Genomic DNA, 26,625 nt, shown 5'->3' on the forward strand with positions numbered 1-26,625 from the left:
TCGATCTTGCCACCGTCGGCATCGCGGCGGGACGATTTGGAGAATGCGGCAATGCTGCGTCGTCGGATCGCCGGCTGCGTCATGGCATCGCCACCCACGTGCCGACTCGCACGCCTGCTGCTGGCCGCTCTGGCCGGATCAGACGGGACGTTCAGTCAGCTTATCGAGTTCGATACCGCGCGCCTCGTATCGATACGCTCGGTATGCATCCCGATCAAATCACGAAAAGTAGCACCCCACCTGCTTTACTACTGGATGACGAGGCGCACCCGACCGTCAGCCCGGCGAGGACGACATACTGACATTCGATACGACTTTCCATACTTTACAACCATAGCGAGCGTGCCACTTTTTCCCGATTCCCCGAAGTCATTTCAATCGGCGAGTTTTGATATGCGATTTGTGCCAGCATTTGCCTTGCTCGGAGCTGCGTGCGGCCTCGCTGCGATCTACGCCGGGCCGGGCATGATCGCCGGCGCCGCCGGGAGCGCGGCAGACACGGCGGCTCGCGCCTATGACCAGACCAGGCGGCTGCTGATCCCCTCCACCCGCGAGGTTCCGGCCTACGGGTCGGACGCACCCATGTTCCGCTATGCCTCGATCCAGCGCGGCAGCGTCGAGCAGACCGTCACCGTCACCGGCGCCCTGCAGCCGGTCAAGACGATCGAGGTCGGCTCCCAACTGTCGGGGCAGCTCGCCCGTGTCTATGTCGACTTCAACGACCCCGTCGCCAAGGATCAGCCGCTCGCTCTGATCGATCCGCGCAGCTTTGCAGCCAAGGTCGACGAGGCCAGGGCGTCGCTGGCAGTCGCCAATGCCCTGGTCGACATCGCCAGGGCCAAGCTCGATCGCGCCAGGATCGATCTGCAGAACGCGAGGGGCAGCCGCGACGTGCTCGCGGCCAAGCTCGAGAGCGCGCAGGCGGTGAAGTCCTCGGCTCAGAAGACGCTGCAGCGGAAGCTGGCGCTGCAATCGCAGAACGTGGTGGCGACCACGGCGGTCGACGACGCGCAGACCGAGTTCACCGCGCGCCTCGCCCAGGAACGTGAAGCCGAGATCCTGATGTCCCTCAACTCCTTTTCGGTGGAGGGCGCGCAGGCCGACGTCCGCCGCATCGAGGCGGAGCTGCAGCAGGCTCGCATGGCGGTGCCGGAGAAGGCCGCCGTTCTCGCCGCGGCCCAGGCCGATCTCGACCGCGCCGTGATCCGTTCGCCGATCGACGGCGTCGTGGTCGGCCGGTTCGTCAACGAGGGGCAGACGCTCGCGGTCGGACTGGAAGCACGCACCACCTTCATGGTGGCGCACCGCCTGGAGGACATGGAGATTCACGCGCAGGTCGATGAAGCCGACATCGGCCGCATCGCGCCCGGGCAGCACGCGCATTTCACCGTCGACGCCTACCCGGACCGCCGCTTCGAGGCGGTGGTGCGCCAGGTGCGCAAGGCGCCGCAGACCCAGCAGCACGTCGTCACCTACACCGTGGTGCTGGCGACCGCCAATCTCGACGGCGCGCTGCTGCCGGGAATGACCGCCCTGGTGAAGATCGTCATCGAACGCCAGGACGACGTGCTGAAAGTGCCGCTCGCAGCGCTGCGGTTCCAGCCGGCCGGCACACGGCCGGACGCCGCGGCACGTAGCGGCGTGTGGGTGCGCACCGCCGGCGGCGCGCTGCAGCGCGTCGCGGTGACGGTCGGCGCCGCCGGCACCGAGCAGGTCGCGCTCCGGAGCGGCGACCTCGTCGAGGGCAGCGAGGTCGCCGTCGGCCAGGCCATCCGCCCGGCCGGCATGGAAATTCTCGGCATCAGGTTCGGATCATGACCGCCTCGCCCCTCATCAGCCTCCAGTCGGTCAGCAGGACCTATCGCACCGAGGGCGTCGCGGTGGCGGCGGTGCGCAATGTCAGCTTCGATATCGCGCAAGGCGAGATCGTCGCGGTGATGGGGCCGTCCGGCTCCGGCAAGTCGACGCTGATGAACATGATCGGATTGCTCGACCTGCCGAGCGAGGGCGCGGTCTATCTCCAGGGCGCCAACGTCGCCGATCTCACGGAAGATCGCCGGTCGTCCCTGCGCGCCTGCAGCATCGGCTTCGTGTTCCAATCCTACAATCTGCTCGCGCGCCACGATGCCATCGAGAACGTCGCACTGCCGCTGGTCTATTGCGGCATCGCGCGCAAGGAACGGCTGGCGCGCGCGGAAGCGAGCCTTCAGGCCGTCGGCATGCTGCACCGGGCCCATCACTTCCCGCGGCAGCTCTCCGGCGGCGAGCAGCAGCGCGTCGCGATCGCGCGCGCACTGATCGCCTCCCCGCTGATCGTGCTCGCCGACGAGCCGACCGGCGCGCTCGACAGCCGCACCGGTGCCGAGATTCTCTCCCTGTTCGCCGCGCTCAACCGGACCGGCCAGACCATCGTCATGATCACCCACGATCCCGGCATCGCGACCCAGTGCCGGCGCACGATCCACCTGCATGACGGTGAGCTCGTCAGCGACGAAACGGTGGCGGAGCTGCTGCCGAGACGGAGCGCTGCGTCATGACGATGCTCCAGGGCTTTCAGATCGCGTTGCACGCCCTTCGCCTCAATCCGCTGCGCAGCTTCCTCACCATGCTCGGCATCGTGATCGGGGTCGCCTCGATCGTGACGGTGTTCGCGATCGGCGCCGGCGCGCAGCTGCGTCTGCAGGAGCAGATCCGTTCGATCGGCGCCAACGTGCTGATGATCACCCCCGGCGCGGTCTATCAGGGCGGCGTGCGTCTCAAGGACGGCAGCAAGCTGACGATGACCGAGAGCGACGTGCAGGCCATTCTCGAGCAGATCCCGGAAATCCAGGCCGCGGCCGGCTCCATCGCCGGGACGGCGCAGATCATCCACGAGGGCAAGAACTGGAACACGACGATCAACGGCACGACCACCGGCCACTTCATGGTGCGCGACTGGCAGCTCGCGGCCGGGCGCTATTTCTCCGCCACCGAGGAAGCCAGCGCCGGCAAGGTCGTGATCCTCGGAAGCACGGTCGCGCGCGAGCTGTTCGCAACCGGCGACGATCCCATCGGCGCGCAGATCAGGATCATGAAGGTCCCGCTCGAGGTGGTCGGCGTGCTCGACCGCAAGGGACCCGCTCAGGACGACGTCGCCTTCGTGCCGCTCACCACGGCCAAGCTGCGCTTCCTCGGCAGCGCCAGCAACATCAACCGCGACTCGGTCGCCTACATCATCGCCAAGGTGGCCGCAGACGGTCAGATGGCGGGCGCGCGAGCGGAGATCGAGAACCTGCTGCGGCAGCGCCACCGCATCCCCGCCGGCCAGGACGACGACTTCAAGGTCCAGGATCCCGCCGCCGCCATGGAGGCGCAGCAGGGCGCGATCCGCACCGTCGCGTTGCTGCTCGTCGCCATCGCCTCGGTCTCGCTGCTCGTCGGCGGCATCAGCATCATGAACGTCATGATCGTGTCGGTCACCGAGCGCACCCGGGAGATCGGCATCCGCCGGGCGCTCGGCGGGCGGATGCGCGACATCCGTCTGCAGTTTCTCTGCGAAGCGCTCGTCCTCTGCCTGCTCGGCGGTGCCATCGGCGTCGCCGGCGGCATCACGCTCTCGATGACGGTCGCCCGCATGGCCGGGTGGGTCACCTCGATCGACGGCCAGGCGATCGGCCTGTCTCTCGTCTTCTCGATCGCGACCGGCCTCGTCTTTGGTTTTTATCCAGCTCACAAGGCGTCCAAGCTGAGTCCGATCGAGGCGCTCAAGACGGAGTGAGAGCATGCCGGGATGTTCGCAAAGGCCAGGGAGGCAGCCATGAGCTCGGATCCGAAAGATTTGATCGCACCAACACCGCGCGAACGGGAGCTGATGACGCTGATCGCGCGGGGGATGCAGAACAAGAACATCGCCTACGAGCTCAACATCTCGGAGAACACGGTGCGGGCGCACATCGGCAACATCATGCGCAAGTACCGGCTTCAGAACAGAACGCAGATCGCGATCGCCTTTGCCCTGCACACCGCGCCGTCGTCGCTCCGCCGCGATCTCGCCAAGACAGAGCTCTTTCCGGCCGCGACGAAGCCGGCGCAGGCCCTTGCACCCAATCCACGGGCGCAGACCGCGCCGGATTGAATGGTTGCGGCCACAATCCCTTGCGCTGCCCGACGGGCAAAACACCCGTTTTATGGGTCAATGGGCTGGGCTCGGTCGAAAATATTCCGCTTTACCGAAATTCGGAAACGGCGTATGTGTCGGCTCAACCCGGCCCAAGGAAGAGGGGCGTATCGCGATCGTCACGAACGCGGGCCGGGCGGCGGTGGACGCGGATGGCGTCGGCGCGAACGGCTTTGCAGGGCGGGCAACCGTGAGCGAGGTCGTCGCGCATACGACCGGTGTCATCAGCGTACGGCAAAATCGTGTGGTCCTGACGCCCGGGGTCTGTGCGTCAAGTCTTGTGGTGATGTGGTTGCCCGACCGGGCGATGCGCATCAGCCATCCGCAAGGCGACGGGGGCAATAGTGCATCGCTCCCCGGGGAGAGCGCGACATAAGCCGTAAAACCACTGCGCAGGGAAGGCCGGATGTTTGGCTTCACCTGTATGCCGCTGTGCAAATTCTTGTTGCCACCTTTCGCACAGTGGACCGTGGGTGCCCGGCCGGCACCCGGTCTTCCCTGCGCCCTCTTTCAATTGAGGGTGAGACGACGAGCAAAGCTCGGGCGAAATGCGCCGCGAGGATGCGGAAGCGCGTCTGCAACGACACACTCGCTGTCATCCCGGTTTAACCGGGCGATCCAGTACTCCGAGACAGTTATGGCTCAATCGATAGGCCGCGTCGTACTGGATTCCCCGCCTTCGCGGGGAATGACAAGTCGCATTTGGAAAGCGATTTTCCTGCCACACCCCGTCATTGCGAGCGCAGCGAAGCAATCCAGGGTCTTTCCGCGGATGCATTCCTGGATTGCTTCGCTGCGCTCGCAATGACGATGCGGAGGCAGGTGTGCGCCAACCTCCGCTCTCGTGCCCCGGACGCTGCGCAGCACGAAGTGATGCGCTGCAGAGCCGGGGCCCATGCAGCAGCGAGCGACGTCGCCTGCTGGGTCCCGGCTCTGCGCCGCAACGCTTCCGCGCTGCGTCGCGTCCGGGACACGAGCGTACCACTCCCCCTCCCCAACCCTCCTGCATCGGCCGGGGCCCTTGTAACAAAACCGTCATGCAGCGAAACTAAACGAAGCTGCGAGCCGCCAGCGCGGCCATGCCGCCTCACTGCAGGAGAGACCTTGATGCGCCGTTCACTGGTGTTGCTGTCCGCCGGACTGGCCGTGCTGTCCACCGGACTTGCCTCCGCCCAGAACAACACGCCCCGCAACCTGATCCTGTTCATTCCGGACGGTCTGCGCGCGCTGAAGGTCACCCCGGAGACGACGCCCGCGATGGCCGAGGTTCGCGACAAGGGCGTCAACTTCAAGAACCCGCATTCGCTCTTTCCCACCTTCACCATGGCCAACGGCTCGGCGATGTCGACCGGCCATTATCTCGGCGACACCGGCGTGTTCTCCAACACGATCTGGACCAACTACACCTCAGTACCCGCCGGCGACACCGTGGTTCCCTTCATCGAGAACGACGCCGTGCTCGGCGATATCGACGAGCATTTCAAGGGCGACTACCTCAACGAAGAGACCGTTCTGAAGATGGCCCGCGACAAGGGGCTGAGCACCGCGGCGATCGGCAAGGTCGGCCCGACCTACCAGTTCGACCACACCGATAAGCCTGAGAAGCCCGGCCTGCACTCGATCGTGTTCGACGATTCCACCGGCGGCAAGAACGGCGTGGCACTGTCGGACGAGGTGAAGGACGCTTTGACCAAGGCCGGCCTGCCCCTCGCCACGCCGCCGCGCGGCGACAATTCCAAGGCGGGCGACGCCAAGACGCCGGGCACCACTGTCGCCAACGTCGCGCAGCAGGCCTATTTTGCCGACGTCGCCACCAAGGTGGTGTTGCCGATGTTCAAGGCGCGCAACAAGCCCTTCGTGCTGGTGTTCTGGTCGCGCGACCCCGACGGCAGCCAGCACAACACCGGCGACAGCCTCAACCAGATCATGCCGGGCATCAACGGCCCGACCTCGATGGCCGGCATCAAGAACGCCGACGCCAACCTCGCCCAGCTCCGCAAGGGGCTCGACGAACTCGGGCTCGCGGCCTCGACCAACATCATCGTCTCGGCCGACCACGGCTTCTCGACCATCTCCAAGGAGAGCAAGACCAGCCCGTCGGCCAAGGTCAGCTATGACGATACGCCCAAGGACTTCCTGCCGATGGGCTTCCTGGCGCTCGACCTTGCGAAAGTGCTCGACCTGCCCTTGTTCGATCCCAACGACAAGAACGTGAAGATCGAAGGCAACAAGCATCCCAAGGCCGGCAACGGCGTGCTCGGCAAGGATCCCACCAAGCCGGACCTCGTCGTCGCCACCAATGGCGGCTCGGACCTGATCTACCTGCCGAACAAGGACAAGAAGCTCGCCGCGAAGACCATCAAGGCGCTGCTCGAGCAAGACTACGTCTCCGGCCTGTTCGTCGAGGATTCGCTCGGCCGCTTCCCCGGGACGCTGCCGCTGTCGAGCATCAATCTGCGCGGCAAGTCGGCGACCCCGACGCCATCGATCGTCGTCAACTTCCGCTCCTATGCCAGCGATTGCGGCGAGGCGCCGACCAATTGCTCGGTGCAGGTCGCCGACACCGTGCTGCGCCAGGGCCAGGGCATGCATGGCAGCTTCAGCCGCGGCGATACCATGAACTTCATGGCCGCCATCGGTCCGGACTTCAAAGCCGGCTATGTCGACGAGATTCCGGTCAGCAATGCCGATGTCGGCATGACGGCCGCGCAGCTCATGGGTCTGCGCAGCTCGCACAATGGCGGCCTGATCGGCCGCGTGATGTCGGAGGCCATGCCCAATGGCATCGTGCCGAAGGCCTATGCCGGCACTGTGAAGTCGAAGCCCGCCGAGGGCGGCCTCGTCACCGTGCTGAACTTCCAGCGCGTCGGCAGCCAGCGCTATTTCGATGCCGCTGGTTTCCCGGGCCGCACGCTGGGGCTCGAGGTGGACAAGCTTGGATTGGAGGACCGCAAACAAAAAACGGCGGGGAAATAACCCCGCCGTTCCCTCGCGTCCTCACGTGAGGCGCAAAATCTTACATCCCCAAAATCTTACATCCCAATGTCGAACACGTTCGGCAATTGGCCCGCCAGAGGCAGTGCAGTGGCGCCCAGGAAGGTCGCCACCATCGCCATCAGGCGACGGTTGTTCTGGCGCTTGCCGCGCATCTGGCCGGCAATCCACTCCAGCATCTCGCTATTGACCTTGGAGGCATAGGACGGCGCCCAGCTCTCGATCTCGGTGTCAGCCGACAGCGCGACGCTGCGCGGCGGCACCTTCAGGCCCGAGGCGCTGGCGGCATAATGGGCGACCGCCTTGGCAAGCAGGTCGTCGAACCGGCCGCCGTCGGTGCGTTCGGTCGCGGCCTCGTTGATCTCGAACAGAACTTCGGCCTCGGCGCGGCTGACCGGCTGGTCGTTGACGGCGGTCGCGGTGAGGATGCGCATGCACCAGGCGGTGTCATCGGCATCGAGCGAGCGGGAGAAATGCACCCTTCCCTTGGTGGTCGGGCCTTCGCCCGTGATCACGCCGTCACGCACGATGGAGAGGGCATGGGCTGCGGTATCGCGGCAGGACGGCACGAGGGACGACGACTCGGTAGGCTTAGGCGCAGCGGCAGACATAGTTCACTTCCAGACTTCTTCTGATCGACCAGCATTTTCATGCCGGCGTAAAGGGGTGGTTAACGATTCGATACGGGGATCGCGACTTTTCTAGATGGTTGCCAATTGGTCGCTATCAGGACCAATCTGGTTCTAGACGCGCCGGGCAAGCGTGATGAAAGTCATAAAAGGCATTATCGGGGCAATCGAGCCCGGGCGGCTCCGGTGGAGATGTTTCGTCGCAGGCGCCGCTGTAACAGAAAGTTGCTGGGAAATCGGCCCTTCGAAGAAAGAATTCACATTTTACTTGAGGTGGTTCACTTGGCGTTCACTTGGGCCGGCCAAGGGCTTATAATGGCTCCGATGGCCGAAGGTGTATTCTTCAGTAAATTCAACGAGATGAGGTAGAACCATGACACTTCCGATCGGCGCCACTGCCCCCGACTTCGAAGCCGAGACCACCGAAGGGAAGATCAAGTTCCACGACTGGATCGGCAACAGCTGGGCCCTCTTGTTCTCGCACCCGAAGGACTTCACGCCGGTTTGCACGACCGAGCTCGGCGCTCTCGCCAAGCTGAAGCCGGAGTTCGACAAGCGCGGCGTGAAGCTGATGGGCCTCTCGGTCGATCCGGTCGATCGCCATGCCAAATGGTCGGATGACATCAAGGAGACCCAAGGCGCCGCGCCCAATTACCCGATGATCGGCGACATCGATTTCAACGTCTCCAAGCTCTACGAAATGTTGCCGGCCTCGACCTCGGGCGATCCCCTCACCCGCACGCCGGCCGACAACCAGACCGTCCGCAACGTTTTCATCATCGGGCCGGACAAGAAGATCAAGCTGGTGCTGGTCTATCCGATGACGACGGGTCGGAACTTCCAGGAGATCCTGCGCGTCATCGACTCGCTCCAGCTCACCGCCAAGCATCGCGTCGCCACCCCGGCCGACTGGTCGCAGGGCGAGGACGTCATCATCGCGGGCTCGGTCTCCAACGACGAGGCCAAGACGATCTATCCGCAGGGCTGGAAAGAGCCGAAGCCCTACATCCGCATCGTCCCGCAGCCTAAATGACTTTTGGCGGTCGCGGATAGCGACCGCAAAAAGTCATCCCGGGGCGATGCGCCAGCATCGAACCCGGGATCTCGAGATTCCTGGGGTCCAACGGACCGCCTCGACTGCGTGGAATCAGGCCGCGTGCACGCGGTCGAGGAAGCTCTCGACCTCGGCCTTCAGATGCAGGCTCTCGCCCGACAGCGCCTGGGCGGAAGCAAACATCCGGCTCGACGTCTCGCCCGTCTCGCTGGCGCCCTTGGCGGCGTGACGGACATTGACCGCGACATCGGCCGTGCCTGACACCGCCGCGCGCACGCTGGCCACGATGTTGTGAGTCGCGCTTTTCTGTTGCTCGACCGCGGCCGAGATCGAGCCTGCGATGCCGCTGATGCGCTCGATGGTCTGGCTGATCGCCTTGATGGCGGCGACCGATTCCTCGGTCGCAAGCTGCATGCTCTCGATCTGGCTCGATATCTCGTCGGTCGCCTTCGCGGTCTGGCCGGCGAGCGTCTTGACCTCCTGAGCCACCACCGCGAAGCCGCGACCGGCATCGCCCGCGCGTGCGGCCTCGATGGTCGCATTCAGCGCCAGCAGGTTGGTCTGCTCGGCAATCGAGGTGATCAGCTTGACGACGTCGCCGATGCGCGAGCCGGCTTCCGAGAGCTGCGCAATGCGCTGGTCGGTCGCTTCGGCCTGCCGCACCGCCTCGGCGGAGATCTCGTTCGATTCCTGCACCCGGCGGGTGATCTCGGAGATGGATTGGGACAATTCGTCGGAAGCCGACGCCGCCGAACTCACATGCTCGGAGGCGCTTTCGGAAGCTCCCGCCGACTGCGCCGACAGATCGGCCGTGGAGCGCGCGGCGTCGGTGAGTTGTCGCGCTGCGCGCTCGAACTCGCCCGACGATGCCAGCACCTTGTCGAGAATGCCGCCGACACTGCCGCGGAACCCCTCGACGAAGTTGCGCAGCTCGGCCTTGCGCTGCTCGGCTGCGGCGGCGGTTGCCGCCGCCTGCTCGCTGCGCATGCGCGCCCGCTCCTGCGAGTTGCTCTTGAACACCGCGACCGTGCGGGCGATCTCGCCGATCTCGTCGGCCCGGTCCTCGCATTCAATCGCGACGTCGCCCTGGCCGTTGGCAAGCGCGGTGAGCGAATGCGTCACCGAGGTCAGCGGCCGGGTGATGCGGCGGACGACCAGCAGGGTCAGGACCAGCACCAGAAGCGCGGCAAGCCCGGCGGCGGCCGCCATGCTCTCCATCGCCTGAGACAGCATGCCCTCGAACTGCGCCATGGGGATGCCGACATAGAGAATGCCGGCGACCTTGCCGGTACCATCCGCAATCGGGAAATAGGCGGTCATGAACGTCTTGCCGAACAGCGTGGCCGGCCCCTTATAGGCCTCGCCACGGCGCAGCGGGGCCTGCCCGGGATGATCCGCGGCAAGCTGGGTCCCGACGGCGCGGTCGCCATTTTCCTTTTTCACGTTGGTCGAGCGGCGGACGAACTGTCCGCTCGCCGCGTCGAACACGAACAGGGTCGCGTTGCCGCCGACATAGGACACCGACCGATCGACGATGGCGTGATCCTTGAGGTCGGGCATTTTCGGGATCTCGGCGCGGACCACCGCGCCGTCCCGGATCGTGATCTTGGCTTCGGGAACGGTCTCCGCAAAAGCCAGCGCCAGCGTGCGCAGATTGATCTCGATGTCGCGCAAGGCGCGGTCGTTGAAGGCGGATGTCAGCGACCAATAGCCGGCGCCGACCACCAGCGCCGTGTTCATTGCAATCAGCAGCACCGCGCACAGGACGGCCTTGGTGCCGAGCTTGAACCGCGGCAGGAACTTCGCCGTTAGAAGATTGGACATGGATGGAATGACCCCCGTAATTCCTGCATATTCGTGCAATTGACTTACGGCCGCATTAACGGCGGTTCCCACCGCCGCGCGCGGTACGGTTTCCAATTGGTAAACGAGGCCCTCCCTGACCCCGCCAAGTCAGCCATCCATCATCGTCTGGTTTCGCGACGATCTCCGCCTGTCCGACCACCCCGCCCTCGACGCCGCCGCCAAGTCCGGAGCGCCGGTGCTTTGTCTCTATGTACTGGACGAGGCGGCGGGGCGAGCGCCAGGCGGCGCGGCACGCTGGTGGCTGGCGCAGTCGCTGCGATCGCTCGGTGCCGAGATCGCCGCGCGCGGCGGCTCGCTCGTCCTGCGCAGGGGATCGGCGGCCAAGGTGATCCCGGAGCTGGCGCAAGAGAGCGGCGCCCGCGCCGTCTATTGGAACGAAATCGCGCAGGCGCCTCATCAGGCGGTCGAGCGACAGCTCGAAGCGGCCCTGGCGAAGCTCGGCACGCACACGCAAAGCTTTCCCGGCGACCTGCTGGTCCCGCCCGCGGCGATCCGCACCAAGGACGGCCGGGGCCTGCGCGTGTTCACCCCGTTCTGGCGCCGCGTGCTGGCGCTCGGCGACCCGCCCAAGCCCCTGCCCGCGCCGAAGCAGCTGCGCCCTGCGCCGCGCGTTGCAAGCGATCGACTGGAGGGCTGGAAGCTCGAGCCGACCGCGCCGGATTGGGCGGGTGGCCTTCGCGAGGCATGGACCTCCGGCGCCGCGTCCGCCCATCTGCGCCTGCGCGACTTCCTCAAGCACACTGTTGGAATGTATCCCGGCGACCGCGACCGCCCGGACCGAGAGGGCACCTCACGGCTGTCGCCGCATCTGCGCTTCGGCGAGCTCAGCCCGCGTCAGGTCTGGCACGCCGCCCGGTTTGCCGCGGCGGAAGATCCGGCGCTCGGGCAAGGCGTCGAAAAATTCCTGAGCGAGCTCGGCTGGCGCGAATTCTGCCGCCACCTGCTCCACGATCACCCCAACCTCGCCGCCGAAAACCTGCAGACGAACTTCGATCGCTTTCCTTGGCAGGCCGACAAACAAGCGCTCGCCGCCTGGCAGCGCGGGCGCACCGGATATCCCATCGTCGATGCCGGCCTGCGCGAGCTCTGGCACACCGGGGTGATGCACAACCGGGTGCGGATGGTGGTGGCCTCCTTCCTGGTCAAGCACCTCCTGATCGACTGGCGTCAAGGCGAAGCCTGGTTCTGGGACACGCTGGTCGACGCGGACACCGGCAGCAATCCTGCCAACTGGCAATGGGTCGCCGGCTGCGGCGCAGACGCTGCGCCCTATTTCCGCGTGTTCAATCCGCAGCTCCAGGGCGAGAAGTTCGATCCTGACGGCGCCTACGTTCGACGTTGGGTTCCGGAACTGAAGGCCCTGCCGGCCAAGCTGATCCACCGGCCCTGGCAGGCGACGCCGATCGAGCTAGCGAGCGCGGGCATCACGATCGGCAAGACCTATCCGCAGCCGATCGTCGATCATGCCAGGGGACGCGAACGCGCGCTCGCCGCCTACGCAAAGATCCGCAAAGGTTGAGCGTCGCTTTGACACAATTTCGAAACCCGCTATCGTCATCGCTCCATGCAAACCGTGGGGGACGATATGGACGACGAGAAGCCGATCACCGAACAGGCGATGGAGACGATCACCAGTGCGGTGGAAACGACCAAGGACGCGGCAGTCACTGCAGTCAAGCAGGTGAAGAAAGCCGCCAAGAAGGTCGCGAAGAAAGTAGCGCCGAAGAAGGCAGCCAAGAAGAAGGCCAAGAAGGCTGCGAAGAAGACGACGAAGAAAGCCGCAAAGAAGTCGTCGAAGAAGGCCGCGAAAAAGTCTGCTAAGAAGGCCGCCAAGAAGGCCGGCAAGTCGAAGAAGGCCAAGAAGGCCAAGCGCTGATCGCACCGGAAGACGTCTCCGGGTGCGGGCGCGCCCGGAGACGGCGCACGCCTACCCGCCCCGCTTGGCTGCGCGCCGACCCGGATGATGCTCGCGCTCGGGGTCAGCGCTGTGCACGCCGTCAGGACCGCCGATTGACGACGAAGACCGCTGTGGCGCAGAGCGCCATGCCCGCAATGGCAATCGCGTCCAGCTTTTCTCCGAACAGCAGATAGGCCATCAGGGCCGTGACGGCCGGAACCAAATAAAACAAACTGGCGACCGAGGTCGCCGCGGCGTGGCGGATCAGCCAGTACAACAGCCCGATTGATCCGATCGAGAGCGCGACCGCGAGCCAGGCGAGCGCAAGCACGAACTCCTGCGTCCAGTGCACCACGCGATCCTCGAACAGGAAGGCGCCGATCGCGAAGAAAATGGTGACCGCCACGTACTGCACGAGATTTCCGGCGCGCCAGTCGATGTGATTGCAGTAGCGGCGCTGATAAAGCGTGCCGAGCGTGATGCTGACCAGCGAGACCACCGAGGCGAGCCAGCCGAGCCCGGCTTCGCCGGTCATCGGGCGGTTGTGCAGGATCAGGACCACCCCGCCGAGGCCGAGCACGAGCCCGGCCCATTGCAGCGGCGTGACCCGCTCACCGAGCCAGCGATTGGCGATGGTCGAGGTCAGGAGCGGCTGCAAGCCCGGAATCAGCGCCGAAAGGCCGGCCGGAATCGAATGCGCGATCGCAATCGCGGTGCCGCCGAGATAGAAGCCGTGGACGAGGATGCCGGCGACCGCGCTGTGCGCGATGCCTGCGCGGTCCGGCCATTTCGGCCGCGCGATGCCTGCGATGATTGCCATCAACCCGACCACGATCGCCATGCGGATGGCGAGATAGGTCAAGGGATCGGCATTGTTGACGACGTATTTGGTGCCGATGAATCCGGTGCTCCAGAGCAGCACGAACAGGATCGGCGCGGCGCGGGCGGCCAGGGTTTCTTGATTATGGTTCATTGCCGCCCTCATTGCCCGACCGTCGGCCATGCGGCAATGCGAATTTCGTCGTGACGATGTTGCGCTGCGACGGACGATCGCGGTCCGGCTCAGCCGCTCACCATTCTTCCGGACAGGGATTGACGATCTTCCAGAGCTCGACGCCGTTCTTGATCTTTTTCATGTCGGTGGTGAGCCCGCCATTGCGGCGAATCCAGTCCTTCACCGTGTCGGGGTAATAGGACATGAGATCGGAGGTGCCTTCGGCGCTGGTGACCTTGATGCCGAAGGTGAACGCCTTGTCGTAATAGGCCTGGTGGAAGCCGAGGCTCGCGCGCGGCGTCACGCAGATCTTGTTCATCGGCACGATTCCGAGCACGAGCGTGCAGGCCGAATTGCAGATGCCGTCGATGATGACCCGCTCGCCCTTCTCGCGCACCCGCTTGTACTTGGCCTTGTACTCCTCGACATAACCGCCGTGGTCGCGGGTGATGTGCAGCTCGGCGCGTGCCGGCGTGGCAGCGGCGAGGCAGAGCAACAGCAGACTCGGAAGCGTGATGCGCATGGCGAGATGACGGCGAAGGCCTTCAGGAATGCACCTGACACGAGGGACCGGCAAGTGATCCCCAGGTCAGGCGGCAGAATTCTTAACCGAATAGTCTTTGGTCATACTTGTGTGGGGAATTCGTTAAGCATCCCGAAAAGGCCAAAAATGGGCAGCTTTTGGCCGCATGTCCGGCAATTCTGTCACACCCACACGGAAATCTGCGGCATTGGCATTGATTTCGGCCCCCCGAAGCGATGCCCGACCGCTCGAAATTGCTATAACGGCTGACCTATTCGAGCGGGTTCCGGAGAATCGAGATGAGCAAGTTGACGCGTGTAGCCGCGGTTGCGGCCCTGACGGCTGCGGTCCTGGCCCCTGCCCTCGCCGAGGCGCACGGCCGCCACCGGTATCACCGCTCCTACGCCAACCCGCTGCCCTACCCGATCAGCTACCTGCACAATTACGGCCATGGTATCACCCCCGGCACCTTCGCCTACTATGACGGCCCGGCGACCAACCACTGTTATCGCAGCGCGGCTGCTTATATCGGTCAGGACGGCCGGCGGCACCCCTGCTATTGAGGCGCCGCGGCCGCTGCGGGTCGCTTATTTGGCTGCGCCCGACCGCAGCAATTGCTTCTCGATCTCGTAGACCGGCAGCTTGACGAGGTCCTTGCCGACCTCCCCCTGCAGCGCATTGCGCACGCCTTCCGAATAGTCGGCGCGGATCATGCCGAGCGCGCGCGGCGAGGCCACCATGGTCAGGGCCGTGGTCTCGCCGGAGCTGACGGCGGCATCGAGCCGGCCGGCCAGGCTCCGCAGAAAGGCGCGCTCGGCCTCGTCGTGCCAATCGGTCTGCTCGATCGAGCTGCGTGCGCCGCCGGCTGCGCCATGCGATCGGCCCGGCGCGGCTGCCCCTTGAGCGGCGGTCGCGGGATTGGGCTGCTCATGCACCTCCCTGGTGTGCAGGTTCGGAAACATCTCGTCGCCGAGGTTTTCCAGAATGAGCGCCTTGCGCCCGTCGCACACGACCAGCCAGTCACCCTTGTCAATTCTCATCTTGTCCCTTGCAACTTCTCCTTGACACTTGCAGACGCCGCATCCGGCATCAGAGTAGCTCTTCGAGAGATCACCGTCGCCGCGGCCGAGCCAGGCCAGCGCCACGAGATCGATCTGCTCGTCAACATTGAGAGCGCGGATGAAGCCCGCGAGCTCCGCACGGTCGGTGGTTTCGCCGCGCCCGCCGCGGCCGTAGCTCATGTCATCGTCGCCGAAGTCCAGGACGACGCCACCCCCGCCCGCTTCGCTGTCGGACCGGCGCGATTTCGAGATGACGAAGAAGACCTTCTCCGGCGAGATCGACAGATCTGGAATGACTCGCATTCAGCTCACCTCGCCCGGCAGCCGGCACCACGCCGCTGCCATGACGGCGACAGTAAGAGCCAAGGCAAACTTGCGAATTGCGCAGGATCAAGGTCTGGACACGGCATGACCTGGCGGCCTACGCCCCGCTGCCGAGCCGTGACTTGGGTCAGCTCGCTGAAGGTTTGTTCATCTGTATTACATTTCGGTTCGGCCACAATTTGATCAGAACAACCTCGATATCCTGCATCGCGTAAGCGGAGGAAGACATCATGAATCTCAAGACTGGCCTTGTGGCCGCGTCCTTGTTCGGCGCCCTCGCTGCATCGTCGACGGCATCCGCCATGCCCATCGCGCCTGCACCTGCGACACCGCAGGTCTCCGGCGTCGAGCAGGTCCGCATGGTCTGCGACGCCTGGGGACAATGCTGGTGGCGGCCGAACTACTATGGTTATTACGGGCCGCGGCCTTACTACGGCCCGCGGTATTATCGGCCGCGCTATTACGGTCCGCGCTACTATGGGCACTACGGCTATCGCCGCTGGTGACGTTTGAAGGGGCCCTCGGGCCCTTTCGCTTTTGCGAGATCATCTTGCAGAGCGATCGCTGGCCTCGCCGCCGGCGAACCGATGGACCGAGAAGGTTGACGGTGACATTGACCGGACGGTCTTCATGACATGATGTCCGCAATACTACGGCCTGAAATTCCGTTTACTGAAACGCGATGTTTCAGCATTGATGGCGATGCATCGGCGTTCATTTGATTGTCTCATTTCAGCGGCCGGCCAGAATCATGTTGTTGGACAACCTCGTTCCCTCCTCCGCGCTTCAACTGATCAGCTTTTCCGATGTCGACGCGTTTCGGCCGGTCGAGACGATGGAGGATGCGAGGAGCATTCCGCTCGACATCCCAAACTTCGCGGCGGCCCGGGCCATCGTTTCCCTGCCGGCGTGCCGCATCATCATGATGAGATCGTTCGCGCGAATCCTCGACACTGCCTATCGCATGCCGGGCGGGATGGTGATCCTGTCGATGACCGACGATCTTCAGGCCAACTTCAAGGGTGTGGATCTGGACGCGCGCTTCTTCGCTGCTCTCCGCGGCAACGATGAGTGCCATTTCGTCGAGCCCCGGACCAATCATCACGCCATGATCATCTTCTCCCCCAAACTGAGAGACCGTGGCTGGTTCGACCGCGCCGACCATTTGCGGGCCCATGTCGCGAATCGGCCCGCCCTGCTCCACACGCGACAGCTCCTGCTCGATATCCTGCGCACCGCGTCAGTGCAGCCGCGCCTGTTCGAGACGACGGAGGTTGCGGCGCATCTCCAGGAAGGCCTGCTGCTCGCGCTCGACGATCTGTTTCGAATCGATCCGATGTCGGATCGGAGCACCTCGGTCCAGGGCGAGCGGGCGATCAAGCTCGTGCAGCGCATCGACGACTACGTCGCGACCTTCCCGACCGCTCCGATCTATACGGCCGATCTCGCCCGCGAATTCGACGTCTCGATCCGCACGCTCGGCGGCGCCGTCAGCAAGGTGCGCGGCATGAGCCTGCACCAGTACATTCGCCTGAAGAGGCTGTGGGCGACCCGCGCCCGCCTGCTCAAGGGCGGCGGCGTCACCGTGACCAGCTGCGCACGTGCCCAGGGCTTCCATCATCTCGGCGAATTTGCCGCGGCCTACCGCGCGATCTTCCACGAGGCGCCCTCCGACACGCTGGCACGCGGACGGCAAAGCGGTGTCCCGGCAAGCTGAGGACGCCGCGCCCTCGCGGCGCTGACCCGTTCGCGTCGTTCCAGAACATATGCGGAACAGATGAGCGGCCCGAGACATAGGTGACAAATCGTACCGGACACATGGGTTACACTTTCCGCTTTTGTTCTGCGGGAGGTGTGGATGCCGTGGAAAGCGAGTTCGGTAATGGAAGAGCGCCTGCGATTTGTCGCCCGGCTTCTAGATGGGGAAGCCATGACCGAGGTGTGCCGGGAGTTCGGCATCTCCCGCAAAACCGGCTACAAGATTTTCGACCGCTACAAGGAGCACGGGCTGGAGGCGTTGAGCGACCGCTCCAGGCGGCCGATACGCTATGCCAACCAGCTCCCGCAGCAGCTCGAGACCCTGATCGTCCGGCTGAAGAGCGAGAAGCCGCACTGGGGCGCCCGCAAGATCCGCGAACTGCTGGTGCGCCGGCTCGATGGCGAGGTCAGGGTTCCCGCCAAGAGCACCATTCATGCGGTGCTCGATCGCCATGGCCTAGTCAAGCGCGGCGGCGGGTCGCGCCACCGCGCGCGCGGCACGCCGCTGTCGCAGGGCACGCTTCCCAATGATCTGTGGTGTGCCGACTTCAAGGGCGAGTTCAGGCTCGGCAATGGCCAGTACTGTTACCCACTGACCGTCAGCGATCATGCCTCGCGCTTCCTGCTGCTCTGTGAAGCGCTGGACTCAACGCGCGAAGACCCTGCCATTACCGCCTTCGAGCGGCTGTTCCGCGAACGCGGTCTGCCGCTGGCCATCCGCTCCGACAATGGCGTGCCCTTTGCCAGCCCCAACGCCTTGTTCCATCTCTCCAAGCTGTCGGTGTGGTGGCTTCGGCTGGGCATTGCCATCGAGCGGATCAAGCCAGGCCATCCACAACAGAACGGCCGTCATGAGCGCATGCATCTCACGCTCAAAAAGGAAGCGACTAGACCGCCTGGGTTCAACAGCCTCCAGCAGCAGGATCGCTTTGACAGCTTCCTGCACGAGTTCAATGAGGAACGTCCCCACGAGGCGCTCGACATGAAGTGCCCTGCCGAGCTCTACACCGCTTCAGCGCGCCACTACGATGGCCTGCCCGAACTGTCCTATCCCTTCCACGATCGCGACGTCATCATCACATCCTGCGGCCGCCTTTGCCTGCATCGCAAGAAAATCAACATCTCCATCGTGCTGGCCGGCCAGAAGCTCGGTATCAAGGAAGTCGACGACGGCATTTGGCTCGTCAGCTTCATGCACTACGACCTGGGATACTTCGACCTGGAGCAAAAGACCTTGCAGCCCCTCGACAACCCGTTTGGTCCGAGGCCTGTCACCGATGTCTCGGGTACGACATCGTCTCTCTGACCGAGATAGGCACTCTTGCTCATTCTTGGCATGGCAGCCACTTGCTTGGCCGCACTGAGCAGTCAACCCCCGAAGCCCGCAGGGGCGCGCCCCTTGGCGCGCGGGGTTGACGGCGAATGTGCGGGCCGAGCAATAGTGGTCCGCGCCATGAGTGCGTGGAGTGACCCCGCAACCCTCGACACCCGTTCGGCACGAGGTTGTCACCCATGTCTCAGGTACGTTCTGTTACCTATGTGTCCGGGCTGGACACAGAGACGACTGGCGCGCTCGGAAGGATTCGAACCTCCGACCCTCGGAATCGAAATCCGATGCTCTATCCAGCTGAGCTACGAGCGCCCTGGCCCGGGTAGCGGGCCACCGAGATTCGCCGGCCGGCGCTGGCGAGGAGCCAGCTCACCCGACGGCGTTCGGATCGGTTCGAATTAGCAGAGAGGCCGGCCAATAAAAAGCCCTTCCCACCTCGATCGAGGCTGGCTGAGAGCGCCGTTACCAGGTCGTGCTGAAGAGGCCGAAATGCGGCTGCTGCGCGACCAGCATCATAGGACGGCCCGGCTGCGGCGCGGGATGCGTCCTGACGATCTTACGCTTGGGCTGAGCCTGCACCGGAGAAGCTTGAGCCTGGGAAGTCTGGGGCTGAGCGGTCTCGGAGGTCTTGGCCGTGGCGGTCCCGGCCCTCGGCGCCGGCGTGAACTGGGCGAAGGTCTCGCGCACCCGCATCTTGGCCGACATCTCGGCCAGAGCCGGCGACAGGCTTTCCTGTACCGCTGGCTGGGGAGCTGCCACTGCGGCGGTCTGAACCGCGGGTGCGCCAATCGTCGGCTGGCTGGTGTCGAGGACGACACGCTCAGGCATATGACGATCGGACCGGATTCGGATCAGCGGCTGGTCGTTGCCTGCGGTTGCGACCGCATGCGCCACGGGCGGCGCCGGGAAAACGAAATCCGCCGCGAACAGCAGTGCGAGCAAAGCTCCACCGACGAAAATGAAATACCTAAAGATGGGCATTGGCCGCGCTCCGCCCCCCGCATCCCCGCGTGGGCTCTCCTCGCCTCAACAGGCGATCTACCAATTGGTTCCTGGCCCAGCCGTTCGGTTCAAATGGTGATGCATGGTTTTTGGCCAAGGACCGCAGAGGGTAACTTTTCAGCTACCGGAACAGGCCGCCTTCATGCGCGGCGTGCCGCAACCAGCGAGCATTTTGCCTGATCGGCATTCACGTTGACGACGCCGATTGGGATACGCACAAAGGTCTTGCGGCTCTTCATGCTGACCGGATCCGCCAGCACGCGGCTGCGGTCGGTCAGATGGCTGCCGTCGCGCCGTGTGAAGGAGCAGACGATCTCGACATCCTTTACGGCATAGTCGTTGTCGTTTCGCAGCGTGAACGTCACCAGGGCTTTGGAGCCGAGGCCGCCGCGACGCCAGGTCTGCGATGAAATCCTGAGACGACCAAGTTCTGCCGTCGCCGGCACCTGGGCTTCGGAGACCCCCGAGGCTATTGCCGACGCATCGCCGGAGGGAGGCGTTTCAACAGCCGCCAGCTCCGCCCCGACCGGCTCAGCACTGTTGCCCTTGGAAAGAGGCAACAGCATCCAGATGCCGCAGCCGACGATGATAGCCGCCAGCAGCCACAGAAGGGTTCGGCCAAATGAGACGCTTGCGATCGTCACTGCCCGTGCCAGTCGTTCGCCGCTGCCGGCGAAGCGCCCCAATCCGGTTCGGTCGATCTTGGCGTTCATGGATGCCCACCGATCGGAGCCGCAGCACCATCGAAGATGGACTCGGCCACAACTTACCTTAATCCGGCCAACGAACTAAGGTTCCCGCGGATCATGCGAGTCGGCAAGGGCGGTGGCGACCACCGGCCGAGGCCGCTAACATGCGCCGCAACATCGAAAACACCCTCTGGAGACCATGAAATGCCATTCGCCGTCACTTGGGATCACGTCCATCTGCGCAGCCCCGATCCGGAGGCGACGGCGGCCTGGCTGCGGGACATCCTTGGTGGCGAGATTGTGCACGCGCCCGGACGGATCGACGTGAATCTCGGCGGCGCCAGGATCTTCATCGCGCCGCTCGAGGGCGATGGCGCGGTCAACCCGCCGCCTCTGCACCCGCATCAGGGCCTCGATCATTTCGGCTTGACGGTGAAGGACATCGACGCCGTCGCGGCCGAGATCAAGGCCAAGGGTGTCACCTTCACGCGCGAGCCGACGACCATCCGGCCCGGCGTACGCATCTGCTTCATCCGCGGGCCCGAAGGCATCTCGATCGAGCTGCTCGAACGCGACAAGAAATACACCTGAGGCGCCGCCGGCCCTAACAGGCATCCGAGCCGGCGACGAGGTCACGCCCGAGGGGCTAGGTCATGCTACCGGGCATAAAGCAGCGGATGGTGACGCCCATGTAGCCGTAGATTGGCCAGACCATGGTGCGTCCCACCCGGTTCGGCTCCGAGATCACGGCCTCCTCGGGCACGTCGACCCAGACGAGCTCCTGCTGCTGGCCATCGAGCGCAGAGCCATAGCGCGGGACGCGGACGCGATAATGCCCGTCCTTGCTGTCCCAGTCGGAGTCCGAGACCGCCGAACCATCGGCATCAGAGCAGCAAGGCCCCTTGCCGCTGCGCAGACTGTCGAACCAGGACTTCAATTCGGGATTGGTGTTGGCGAACTGCCCGCGGTCGCGCGCATGCCCCGAGGAGGCTGCGAGCGCGATCAAGGCCAAAGCGCACGCCAGCCTCGTCGGTTTTCGCCGGCGTATCGCATTGCCAATCCGCCGTTGTTCGCTTTTGCAATTCGTGGGACGCACACTGTACAGACGCGGCTCATCGCCGCCGGAATCGATCCAGTTGGTCACGTTCGTCTTGCTCCAGCACCCCGCGGCCAGTGCAACAATGGTTATGCATTTCGCGGGCCAACTCTGATTCGCAACGTTAGGCCTCGCCGCACCATCAAAGCGTCATGATCGTGTCACGGACAAGCCGGGACAAGTACGGCTCGCAGGCCGCTGCCGGCCGGCAAACTGCCGCGTTGCGCGAGGAGATAGGCTTTGGCATAAAAGCCGGACCGGTTACGCCATTGGGCGATGGCGGCCGGCCTGCGGGACGTTATGAAGAACGGCCTCTATTCAATTCACGTGACCCTGCTCGATGGTCGAGTCGGCAAGGGCAGCGGCGTGATTCTTTTCCGCGACGGCAAGATTCTCGGCGGCGATGCCTACCTCTATTACACCGGCAGCTACACCGTGAAGGACAGCGGCACCTTCAAAGGCGAGGTGCTGGTGCAGCGGCATACCTCACCTCGCGGCGATGATAATCCGCTGTTCGGCGGCCCTGCCCCGGTCGGCATCGGCGTCAGCGGCACCTACACCGACACGCGCGCGGAAATGACGGGCACAGCGCTGGTCGGCAAGGCCAGCCTGATTTTCGGCGCCACCCTGCATAAGCTCGCGGACGTCGACTAGCTATTCCGCGGCCTGTTCGAGCGGTGCAACACGCGGCAGGATCATCTGGATGCGCGTGCCGCCACCCGGCTCGGAATCGAGATCGAGCCGGCCGCCGAGCCGATTGGTGACGATGCTGTAGACGATGTGCAGCCCGAGGCCGGTGCCGCCCTGGTCGCGCCGCGTCGTGAAAAACGGATCGAAGGCGCGGCGGCGGACGTCGAGCGACATGCCGCAACCATTGTCGGAGAAGATGATCTCGACGTTGTCCTTGCCGGACTCGCGCACCTGGATCTCGATCGTCCCGGGCCTTCCGTCCGGGAAGGCGTGCGCCACCGAATTCAGGAACAGATTGGTCAGCACCTGGCCGTACGGGCCGGGATAGCTGTTCATGGTCAGATCCGGCTGACATTCGACGTTGAGCGTCAGATTGTGCTTACGCAGCCCCGGCCGCAGGCTCATCACCACCTGCTCGGTGAGGTCGCCGAGATCGAAAGTCCGCTGATCCGAATAGTTGCGGTCGGCGGCAACCTGCTTGAACGACTGGATCAGCTCGGCGGCGCGGTTGAGATTGGAGACGAGCTGCGAGGACGCATCGCGGCTGGTGTTGAGGAAGTCATTGAGCGTGGAACGGCGCAATTCGCCGCGCTCGACTTCGGCGCTGAACATCGCGGTCTTGCGCTCCAGCGCGGAGGCGACGGTGAGGCTGATGCCGACGGGATTGTTGACCTCGTGGGCGACACCGGCGACCAGGCGCCCGAGCGCGGCCAGCTTCTCGGCCTCGATCAGCGAGGCCTGGGTCTCGCGCAGATTGCGCAGCGCGGTCTCGGCGGCTTCCTTGGCCTTGCGCATCTCCTGCTCGCCGCGCTTGCGCTCGCCGATATCGAGCGCAACGGTCACGATCCGCTCGATCTCGCCCTCGGGGTCGAGCAGCGGCAATTTGTTGACCAGCCATTGCCGCATGTTGCCGGAAGCGTCCTGGTACTCCTCCTCATAGAAACCGAGTCCCTTGCGGAGCTTGAGCACCCGCTTGTCGCTCTCGTCGGACTTTGCCGCGCCGTAGCGCGACATCAGGTCGGCCGTGGTGCGGCCGAGCGCCTCGCCGGGCTCGATGCCGAAGATGCCGGCCATGTAGCGGTTCATCAGCACGTAGCGCAGATTGCGATCCTTGACGTTGATCACCGCGGGCACGGTGTCGATGACCTGCTGGAGCAGGCGCCGGCCTTCGGCGATGGCCTCCTCCGCCCGCTTCTGGTCGGTGATGTCGCGCAGCGTGCCCTCGTAGCGGACGATGTTGCCCGCTTCGTCGCGCACGCCGGTGGCGCTGTCGGAGAGCCAGAGGATGTCGCCGCTGCGCTGGCGCACCTGATACTCGAACTCGCGCACCATGCCGTCGCGCGCCATCAACCGCTGATATTCCGCGCGCGCCTCGGGGTGGACGTAGATGGTGTGAGCGATGTCGCTGATGCTGTCGATCAGCTGCTGGGGGCTGTCATAGCCCATCATGCGCGCCAGCGCCGGATTGGCGTTGAGGAGGTCACCGGCCGGCGTCGTCACATAGATGCCGTCGATGGAGCCCTCGAACAGTTTTCGGTAGCTTTCCTCGGCGAGCCGCTGCTCGGTGAGCGCGCGCACCGCCGCCTCGCGCGCGGTGTCGGCCTCCTCCAGCGCGCGTCGAAACACTTCGGCCGCCCGCGCAATGTCGCCGATCTCGTTGTCGAGGTCGGCGGACGGAATCGACGTGTCCTTCCGGCCGGCGGCGAGCGCGCGAATGGATCGCGCGATCTGAGCGAGCGGACGCACCGTCCGGCGCACCACGAACCACGCAGCGCCGATGCCGATGAGCACGCCGACCGTGCCGAGCACGATGCTCTGCCATCGCGCCTCGGTCAGCGTCCGGGCGAAGTCGCGCGACAGCACGTGGCCGCGCCGGGAGCTGACCTCACGCAGCAATTCGGTGACGCGGCCGATCAGCCGGCCTTCCGTTCCCAGTACCTCGCGATCGATGTCGGCGATCTGCCGCTCGCGGACGGCGACGGCCATGATGGCCTCGGCATAGTCATTCACCGCGGACTTCAGCTTGGCATCGCCAATATCGAGCCCCCGCATTCCCTGTGCGGCCTGCTCCGCCGCGGACGGGTTGCGCGCCAGCAGTCCGAGCGCGATCCGGCTCTGCGCCTCGGACAGGCGGGACGCCAGCTCGCGGTCCGGGGTGCTTGCGACGGCTTCGTCGAATTGTTCGCGCAGCGGCGGCAGTCCGGCGAGCAGCTGGGCGCGGCGGTCGATCAGGGTGGAGATGCGCTCGAGGCCGGTGCGATAGGTCGCAAGCCGCTCGGTGACCCCGTCGATCATGTCCTGCTGCTCGGGCGCGAGCTCTATGCGGGTCTTCTTCAGGATATCGCTGAGCGTCGAGGCCGCCTCGCCGACCTGCTGGAACTGGATGCCGGCCCCGGGATCCGTGACGAAGTCGCGCGCGGCAAGGCGCAATTCGTTCATGCGGCGATCGATGTCCTCGGCGAGGTCGCCGACGCTCTGCAGCCGCTGCAGCTCGGCAAAGGTCGTGTCGATGTGCCGGATCGCGATCACGCTCGCGGTCGAGGTGACGATGATCACCGCCAGCACCAACAGGAAGCTGCCGAAGGTGAGCTGGCCGATGGAGAGCGAGAAGGTTCGCCTTTTCTCAGGGGGCGGCGTCAATTCGGCGGACATTGGTGGCTTGAGGACCGGACTGCTGGAAGTCCAATATACGACGTATTGCTGCCCGGGGGGAACATGCCTCGGGACGCGGAATATCGTTAATATCGGGACTTGCCGCCCGCCTCAGCTTTACGACAGTTTGACGCTGGCTGCCCTGCGGGCCGGGATCGTCATGGCGGCGACGCCGAGGACGACGCAGGCCAAGCCGATCCAGGCGGTCCGGCTCAAGGCCTCGCCGAGGAACGCGACGCTGATGGCGACCCCGATCGGCACCCGCAGGTAGGCCTGCGCGGTGGTGCCGACCGAGCCCAGGGTCTGGATCAGGCGGAAATAGATCACGAACGCCGCCGCGGTCGAAAACACCGCGAGCGCCGACAGTGCCAGCACCGAGCTCAGCGAAGGCGACAGCGTCCAGGGCTGCTCGATGATCAGGGAGGCCGGGATCAGGACCGCTGCCCCCGCCAGCAGCGAGCCGGCCGCGGGCGCCATGGGATCGAGGCCTTTGAAGCTGCGGCCGAAGATCGCGGCGCAGGCATAGCAGATGGTGGCGGCGACGATGGCGGCCTCCGCGATGAGGCCGCTGCCGATGTCATGGAAGGCATCGACGCCGACGATCAGCAGGATGCCGGCCATGCCCGCGACCACGCCGAACAGTTTTCGCGGCGTCGTCGCCTCGTGACGGGTGATTAGCGACGTGAGCAGGAAGGTGAAGATCGGCCCGGCCGAGTTGAGGATGGTGGCGAGCGCGGCGTCGACATGGCGCTCGCCCCAGGCGATCAGCGTCCAGGGGATGACGCTGTTGAGCACGGCCTGGAACGCGAAGCGCTGCCAGCTCGCGACATCGGTGGGCATTCTGATGCCCCGCATCCACATGATCACGAGCAGCAGCAGGCCGGCAATGGCCGTGCGCGCCGCGATCAGCGTGATCGGCGGGATGGTGGCGACGCCGAGCTTGATGAAGGTGTAGGAGCCGCCCCAGAGCGTTGCGAGCGCGACCAGCAGGGCCAGCTCGAGCGCGATGTTGGTGTCCTGCCGGGTGTCCATGGTGCGCATTCCGTCCTTCTCGTGGACGGAATCTAGCGCCAACGCGGCCCTCGATACTTCGTTCAATATCGAAGTGTACTAGCCGACCGCCCCAACCTCGAACACCTCGCCGTCATAGCCGGCGTCGCGAGGGATACGGAGCTGGCGGCCGGTTTCGGTCTTGGTCATGACCGGCATCACCGTGACGATGGAGAGGCCGCGGGCGTGCTCCAGCGCCGCACTCACGCTCGGCTGCTGGGCGAGCCGGATCAGGTTGCGCGTGGTCGGGAACGGCAGCTTGAAGCGGCCGCTCTCCCCGCCCTCCACCGCCTCGCGCGGCGAGATCCAGATCGAATCGGTGGACTCGCGGCCGTCATGCGCGCCGAGCTGGTCGGGCGGTGCTGCGGCAAGAAAGAACCAAGTGTCGAACCGTTTCGGCATACCCTCGGGCGTGATCCAGTGCGCGTAGGGCACGAGCGTGTCGAGCGCGAGCTGGAGGCCGTTGTCGGCGAGGATGCTGAGGAAGCTGATCTTGTGCTCGTTGAGCGCGACGCGATGCGCGTCGGCGATCTCCCCTGCACGCTTGGCATCAACGGGCGCGCCCGTGTCCCTGGAGCGCGCCAGCAGAATGCCGCTTTCCTCAAAGGTCTCGCGAATCGCAGCGATCCGAAAGCCGCGGTCCGCTTCGCTGAGGCCCTCGCCGCCCGAATAGAGGTCGGCGCGGGCGACGATCTCGTTGTCGCCGGCATCGACGCTGCCGCCGGGAAACACCAGCGCGCCCGAGTTGAACTCGATCTGATGATGGCGAACCATCATGAAGACTTCGATTTCCCGTGCTGCGCCGTCGCGCAGCAGCAGGATCGTCGAGGCCGGGCGTGATGCTGATGTCTCGGCCATGC

General features: G+C 64.9%; 25 protein-coding genes, 1 tRNA gene and 1 pseudogene. 14 read left to right on the forward strand and 13 right to left on the reverse strand.

Annotated features, from left to right (window positions below; genetic code table 11):
• Positions 1–393 precede the first annotated feature (393 nt).
• From N2602_RS24200 to N2602_RS24220, 5 genes are all read left to right on the forward strand, one after another.
• Positions 394–1,818, forward strand: a complete 1,425-nt coding sequence (locus N2602_RS24200) for an efflux RND transporter periplasmic adaptor subunit (protein ID WP_260379687.1) — start codon at positions 394–396, stop codon at positions 1,816–1,818.
• Positions 1,815–2,537 (forward strand): ABC transporter ATP-binding protein, encoded by a 723-nt coding sequence (locus N2602_RS24205; protein WP_260379688.1) that lies wholly within the window; start codon positions 1,815–1,817, stop codon positions 2,535–2,537. The genes N2602_RS24200 and N2602_RS24205 overlap by 4 nt, the downstream gene beginning before the upstream one ends.
• Entirely contained in the window at positions 2,534–3,757 is a 1,224-nt protein-coding gene (locus tag N2602_RS24210) for an ABC transporter permease (protein ID WP_260379689.1), read from the forward strand. The genes N2602_RS24205 and N2602_RS24210 overlap by 4 nt, the downstream gene beginning before the upstream one ends.
• Positions 3,758–3,796: 39 nt before the next feature.
• Positions 3,797–4,114, forward strand: a complete 318-nt coding sequence (locus N2602_RS24215) for a response regulator transcription factor (RefSeq protein WP_172783257.1) — start codon at positions 3,797–3,799, stop codon at positions 4,112–4,114.
• 1,149 nt (positions 4,115–5,263) lie between these two features.
• Positions 5,264–7,132: an alkaline phosphatase family protein gene (locus N2602_RS24220; protein ID WP_172783256.1), complete on the forward strand. Its 1,869-nt coding sequence runs from the start codon at positions 5,264–5,266 to the stop codon at positions 7,130–7,132.
• Positions 7,133–7,188: 56 nt separating this feature from the next.
• Here N2602_RS24220 and N2602_RS24225 read toward each other — a convergent pair whose 3' ends face one another.
• Complete coding sequence (locus N2602_RS24225) at positions 7,189–7,761, reverse strand: hypothetical protein (RefSeq protein WP_172783255.1); 573 nt, start codon at positions 7,759–7,761, stop codon at positions 7,189–7,191.
• Between the two features lie 391 nt (positions 7,762–8,152).
• Between N2602_RS24225 and N2602_RS24230 the strand changes: the two genes are divergently transcribed.
• Positions 8,153–8,812: a peroxiredoxin gene (locus tag N2602_RS24230; RefSeq protein ID WP_172783254.1), complete on the forward strand. Its 660-nt coding sequence runs from the start codon at positions 8,153–8,155 to the stop codon at positions 8,810–8,812.
• 114 nt (positions 8,813–8,926) lie between these two features.
• Here N2602_RS24230 and N2602_RS24235 read toward each other — a convergent pair whose 3' ends face one another.
• A complete protein-coding gene (locus N2602_RS24235; RefSeq protein ID WP_260379690.1) occupies positions 8,927–10,657 on the reverse strand; it encodes a methyl-accepting chemotaxis protein in 1,731 nt (576 codons plus the stop codon).
• 169 nt (positions 10,658–10,826) lie between these two features.
• Here N2602_RS24235 and N2602_RS24240 point away from each other — a divergent pair, with 169 nt between their 5' ends.
• A complete protein-coding gene (locus tag N2602_RS24240) occupies positions 10,827–12,218 on the forward strand; it encodes a deoxyribodipyrimidine photo-lyase (protein ID WP_260383709.1) in 1,392 nt (463 codons plus the stop codon).
• Between the two features lie 66 nt (positions 12,219–12,284).
• A complete protein-coding gene (locus N2602_RS24245; RefSeq protein ID WP_260379691.1) occupies positions 12,285–12,575 on the forward strand; it encodes a histone in 291 nt (96 codons plus the stop codon).
• 121 nt (positions 12,576–12,696) lie between these two features.
• On the opposite strand, the gene N2602_RS24250 is transcribed toward N2602_RS24245, so the two are convergent.
• Both N2602_RS24250 and N2602_RS24255 read right to left on the reverse strand, forming a co-directional pair.
• The gene (locus tag N2602_RS24250; protein WP_260379692.1) at positions 12,697–13,569 is read right to left on the reverse strand and encodes a DMT family transporter; all 873 of its coding nucleotides are present in this window, start codon (positions 13,567–13,569) and stop codon (positions 12,697–12,699) included.
• A gap of 97 nt (positions 13,570–13,666) precedes the next feature.
• Positions 13,667–14,113 (reverse strand): hypothetical protein, encoded by a 447-nt coding sequence (locus N2602_RS24255; RefSeq protein WP_157280506.1) that lies wholly within the window; start codon positions 14,111–14,113, stop codon positions 13,667–13,669.
• A 299-nt stretch (positions 14,114–14,412) separates the two neighbouring features.
• Here N2602_RS24255 and N2602_RS24260 point away from each other — a divergent pair, with 299 nt between their 5' ends.
• Positions 14,413–14,676 (forward strand): hypothetical protein, encoded by a 264-nt coding sequence (locus tag N2602_RS24260; RefSeq protein WP_260379693.1) that lies wholly within the window; start codon positions 14,413–14,415, stop codon positions 14,674–14,676.
• A 24-nt stretch (positions 14,677–14,700) separates the two neighbouring features.
• Here the strand turns inward: N2602_RS24260 and N2602_RS24265 are convergent, their stop codons facing one another.
• Positions 14,701–15,153 (reverse strand): host attachment protein, encoded by a 453-nt coding sequence (locus tag N2602_RS24265; RefSeq protein WP_260383710.1) that lies wholly within the window; start codon positions 15,151–15,153, stop codon positions 14,701–14,703.
• A 108-nt stretch (positions 15,154–15,261) separates the two neighbouring features.
• Positions 15,262–15,477 (reverse strand): annotated as a pseudogene (locus N2602_RS38960) (hypothetical protein); the annotation flags it as partial.
• 251 nt (positions 15,478–15,728) lie between these two features.
• Between N2602_RS38960 and N2602_RS24270 the strand changes: the two are divergent.
• From N2602_RS24270 to N2602_RS24280, 3 genes are all read left to right on the forward strand, one after another.
• Entirely contained in the window at positions 15,729–16,004 is a 276-nt protein-coding gene (locus N2602_RS24270; RefSeq protein ID WP_260379694.1) for a hypothetical protein, read from the forward strand.
• 245 nt (positions 16,005–16,249) lie between these two features.
• Entirely contained in the window at positions 16,250–17,215 is a 966-nt protein-coding gene (locus tag N2602_RS24275; RefSeq protein ID WP_260379695.1) for an AraC family transcriptional regulator, read from the forward strand.
• A gap of 141 nt (positions 17,216–17,356) precedes the next feature.
• Complete coding sequence (locus N2602_RS24280; RefSeq protein ID WP_260379387.1) at positions 17,357–18,562, forward strand: IS481 family transposase; 1,206 nt, start codon at positions 17,357–17,359, stop codon at positions 18,560–18,562.
• Positions 18,563–18,821: 259 nt separating this feature from the next.
• Here the strand turns inward: N2602_RS24280 and N2602_RS24285 are convergent.
• The 3 genes from N2602_RS24285 to N2602_RS24295 all read right to left on the reverse strand — a co-directional run bounded on the left by N2602_RS24285 (position 18,822) and on the right by N2602_RS24295 (position 20,301).
• Positions 18,822–18,898: transfer RNA gene (locus N2602_RS24285), tRNA-Arg, on the reverse strand.
• 150 nt (positions 18,899–19,048) lie between these two features.
• Complete coding sequence (locus N2602_RS24290; RefSeq protein WP_172783243.1) at positions 19,049–19,567, reverse strand: hypothetical protein; 519 nt, start codon at positions 19,565–19,567, stop codon at positions 19,049–19,051.
• A gap of 161 nt (positions 19,568–19,728) precedes the next feature.
• On the reverse strand, positions 19,729–20,301 hold the full coding sequence (locus tag N2602_RS24295) for a hypothetical protein (RefSeq protein WP_260379696.1): 573 nt from the start codon (positions 20,299–20,301) through the stop codon (positions 19,729–19,731).
• 180 nt (positions 20,302–20,481) lie between these two features.
• Between N2602_RS24295 and N2602_RS24300 the strand changes: the two genes are divergently transcribed.
• Positions 20,482–20,868, forward strand: coding sequence for a VOC family protein (locus N2602_RS24300; RefSeq protein WP_260379697.1), 387 nt, complete (start codon positions 20,482–20,484; stop codon positions 20,866–20,868).
• A 55-nt stretch (positions 20,869–20,923) separates the two neighbouring features.
• On the opposite strand, the gene N2602_RS24305 is transcribed toward N2602_RS24300, so the two are convergent.
• On the reverse strand, positions 20,924–21,421 hold the full coding sequence (locus N2602_RS24305) for a hypothetical protein (RefSeq protein WP_260379698.1): 498 nt from the start codon (positions 21,419–21,421) through the stop codon (positions 20,924–20,926).
• A 252-nt stretch (positions 21,422–21,673) separates the two neighbouring features.
• Here N2602_RS24305 and N2602_RS24310 point away from each other — a divergent pair, with 252 nt between their 5' ends.
• Complete coding sequence (locus N2602_RS24310) at positions 21,674–22,027, forward strand: GrlR family regulatory protein (RefSeq protein ID WP_260379699.1); 354 nt, start codon at positions 21,674–21,676, stop codon at positions 22,025–22,027.
• On the opposite strand, the gene N2602_RS24315 is transcribed toward N2602_RS24310, so the two are convergent.
• The 3 genes from N2602_RS24315 to N2602_RS24325 all read right to left on the reverse strand — a co-directional run bounded on the left by N2602_RS24315 (position 22,028) and on the right by N2602_RS24325 (position 26,623).
• A complete protein-coding gene (locus N2602_RS24315) occupies positions 22,028–24,715 on the reverse strand; it encodes a PAS domain S-box protein (protein WP_172783239.1) in 2,688 nt (895 codons plus the stop codon).
• A gap of 117 nt (positions 24,716–24,832) precedes the next feature.
• Positions 24,833–25,747 (reverse strand): DMT family transporter, encoded by a 915-nt coding sequence (locus N2602_RS24320; protein WP_260383711.1) that lies wholly within the window; start codon positions 25,745–25,747, stop codon positions 24,833–24,835.
• A gap of 78 nt (positions 25,748–25,825) precedes the next feature.
• Positions 25,826–26,623, reverse strand: a complete 798-nt coding sequence (locus tag N2602_RS24325) for an NUDIX hydrolase (protein WP_260379700.1) — start codon at positions 26,621–26,623, stop codon at positions 25,826–25,828.
• Positions 26,624–26,625: the final 2 nt, after the last annotated feature.

Source organism: Bradyrhizobium sp. NC92 (genome assembly GCF_025200865.1).
Lineage (GTDB): Bacteria > Pseudomonadota > Alphaproteobacteria > Rhizobiales > Xanthobacteraceae > Bradyrhizobium.

Coding starts and splice junctions, on each gene's coding strand:
- N2602_RS24200 (WP_260379687.1), top strand. CDS start 394: ATGCGATTTGTGCCAGCATTTGCCTTGCTCGGAGCTGCGTGCGGCCTC.
- N2602_RS24205 (WP_260379688.1), top strand. CDS start 1,815: ATGACCGCCTCGCCCCTCATCAGCCTCCAGTCGGTCAGCAGGACCTAT.
- N2602_RS24210 (WP_260379689.1), top strand. CDS start 2,534: ATGACGATGCTCCAGGGCTTTCAGATCGCGTTGCACGCCCTTCGCCTC.
- N2602_RS24215 (WP_172783257.1), top strand. CDS start 3,797: ATGAGCTCGGATCCGAAAGATTTGATCGCACCAACACCGCGCGAACGG.
- N2602_RS24220 (WP_172783256.1), top strand. CDS start 5,264: ATGCGCCGTTCACTGGTGTTGCTGTCCGCCGGACTGGCCGTGCTGTCC.
- N2602_RS24225 (WP_172783255.1), bottom strand. CDS start 7,761: ATGTCTGCCGCTGCGCCTAAGCCTACCGAGTCGTCGTCCCTCGTGCCG.
- N2602_RS24230 (WP_172783254.1), top strand. CDS start 8,153: ATGACACTTCCGATCGGCGCCACTGCCCCCGACTTCGAAGCCGAGACC.
- N2602_RS24235 (WP_260379690.1), bottom strand. CDS start 10,657: ATGTCCAATCTTCTAACGGCGAAGTTCCTGCCGCGGTTCAAGCTCGGC.
- N2602_RS24245 (WP_260379691.1), top strand. CDS start 12,285: ATGGACGACGAGAAGCCGATCACCGAACAGGCGATGGAGACGATCACC.
- N2602_RS24250 (WP_260379692.1), bottom strand. CDS start 13,569: ATGAACCATAATCAAGAAACCCTGGCCGCCCGCGCCGCGCCGATCCTG.
- N2602_RS24255 (WP_157280506.1), bottom strand. CDS start 14,113: ATGCGCATCACGCTTCCGAGTCTGCTGTTGCTCTGCCTCGCCGCTGCC.
- N2602_RS24260 (WP_260379693.1), top strand. CDS start 14,413: ATGAGCAAGTTGACGCGTGTAGCCGCGGTTGCGGCCCTGACGGCTGCG.
- N2602_RS24265 (WP_260383710.1), bottom strand. CDS start 15,153: ATGAGAATTGACAAGGGTGACTGGCTGGTCGTGTGCGACGGGCGCAAG.
- N2602_RS24270 (WP_260379694.1), top strand. CDS start 15,729: ATGAATCTCAAGACTGGCCTTGTGGCCGCGTCCTTGTTCGGCGCCCTC.
- N2602_RS24275 (WP_260379695.1), top strand. CDS start 16,250: ATGTTGTTGGACAACCTCGTTCCCTCCTCCGCGCTTCAACTGATCAGC.
- N2602_RS24280 (WP_260379387.1), top strand. CDS start 17,357: ATGCCGTGGAAAGCGAGTTCGGTAATGGAAGAGCGCCTGCGATTTGTC.
- N2602_RS24290 (WP_172783243.1), bottom strand. CDS start 19,567: ATGCCCATCTTTAGGTATTTCATTTTCGTCGGTGGAGCTTTGCTCGCA.
- N2602_RS24295 (WP_260379696.1), bottom strand. CDS start 20,301: ATGAACGCCAAGATCGACCGAACCGGATTGGGGCGCTTCGCCGGCAGC.
- N2602_RS24300 (WP_260379697.1), top strand. CDS start 20,482: ATGCCATTCGCCGTCACTTGGGATCACGTCCATCTGCGCAGCCCCGAT.
- N2602_RS24310 (WP_260379699.1), top strand. CDS start 21,674: ATGAAGAACGGCCTCTATTCAATTCACGTGACCCTGCTCGATGGTCGA.
- N2602_RS24315 (WP_172783239.1), bottom strand. CDS start 24,715: ATGTCCGCCGAATTGACGCCGCCCCCTGAGAAAAGGCGAACCTTCTCG.
- N2602_RS24320 (WP_260383711.1), bottom strand. CDS start 25,747: ATGGACACCCGGCAGGACACCAACATCGCGCTCGAGCTGGCCCTGCTG.
- N2602_RS24325 (WP_260379700.1), bottom strand. CDS start 26,623: ATGGCCGAGACATCAGCATCACGCCCGGCCTCGACGATCCTGCTGCTG.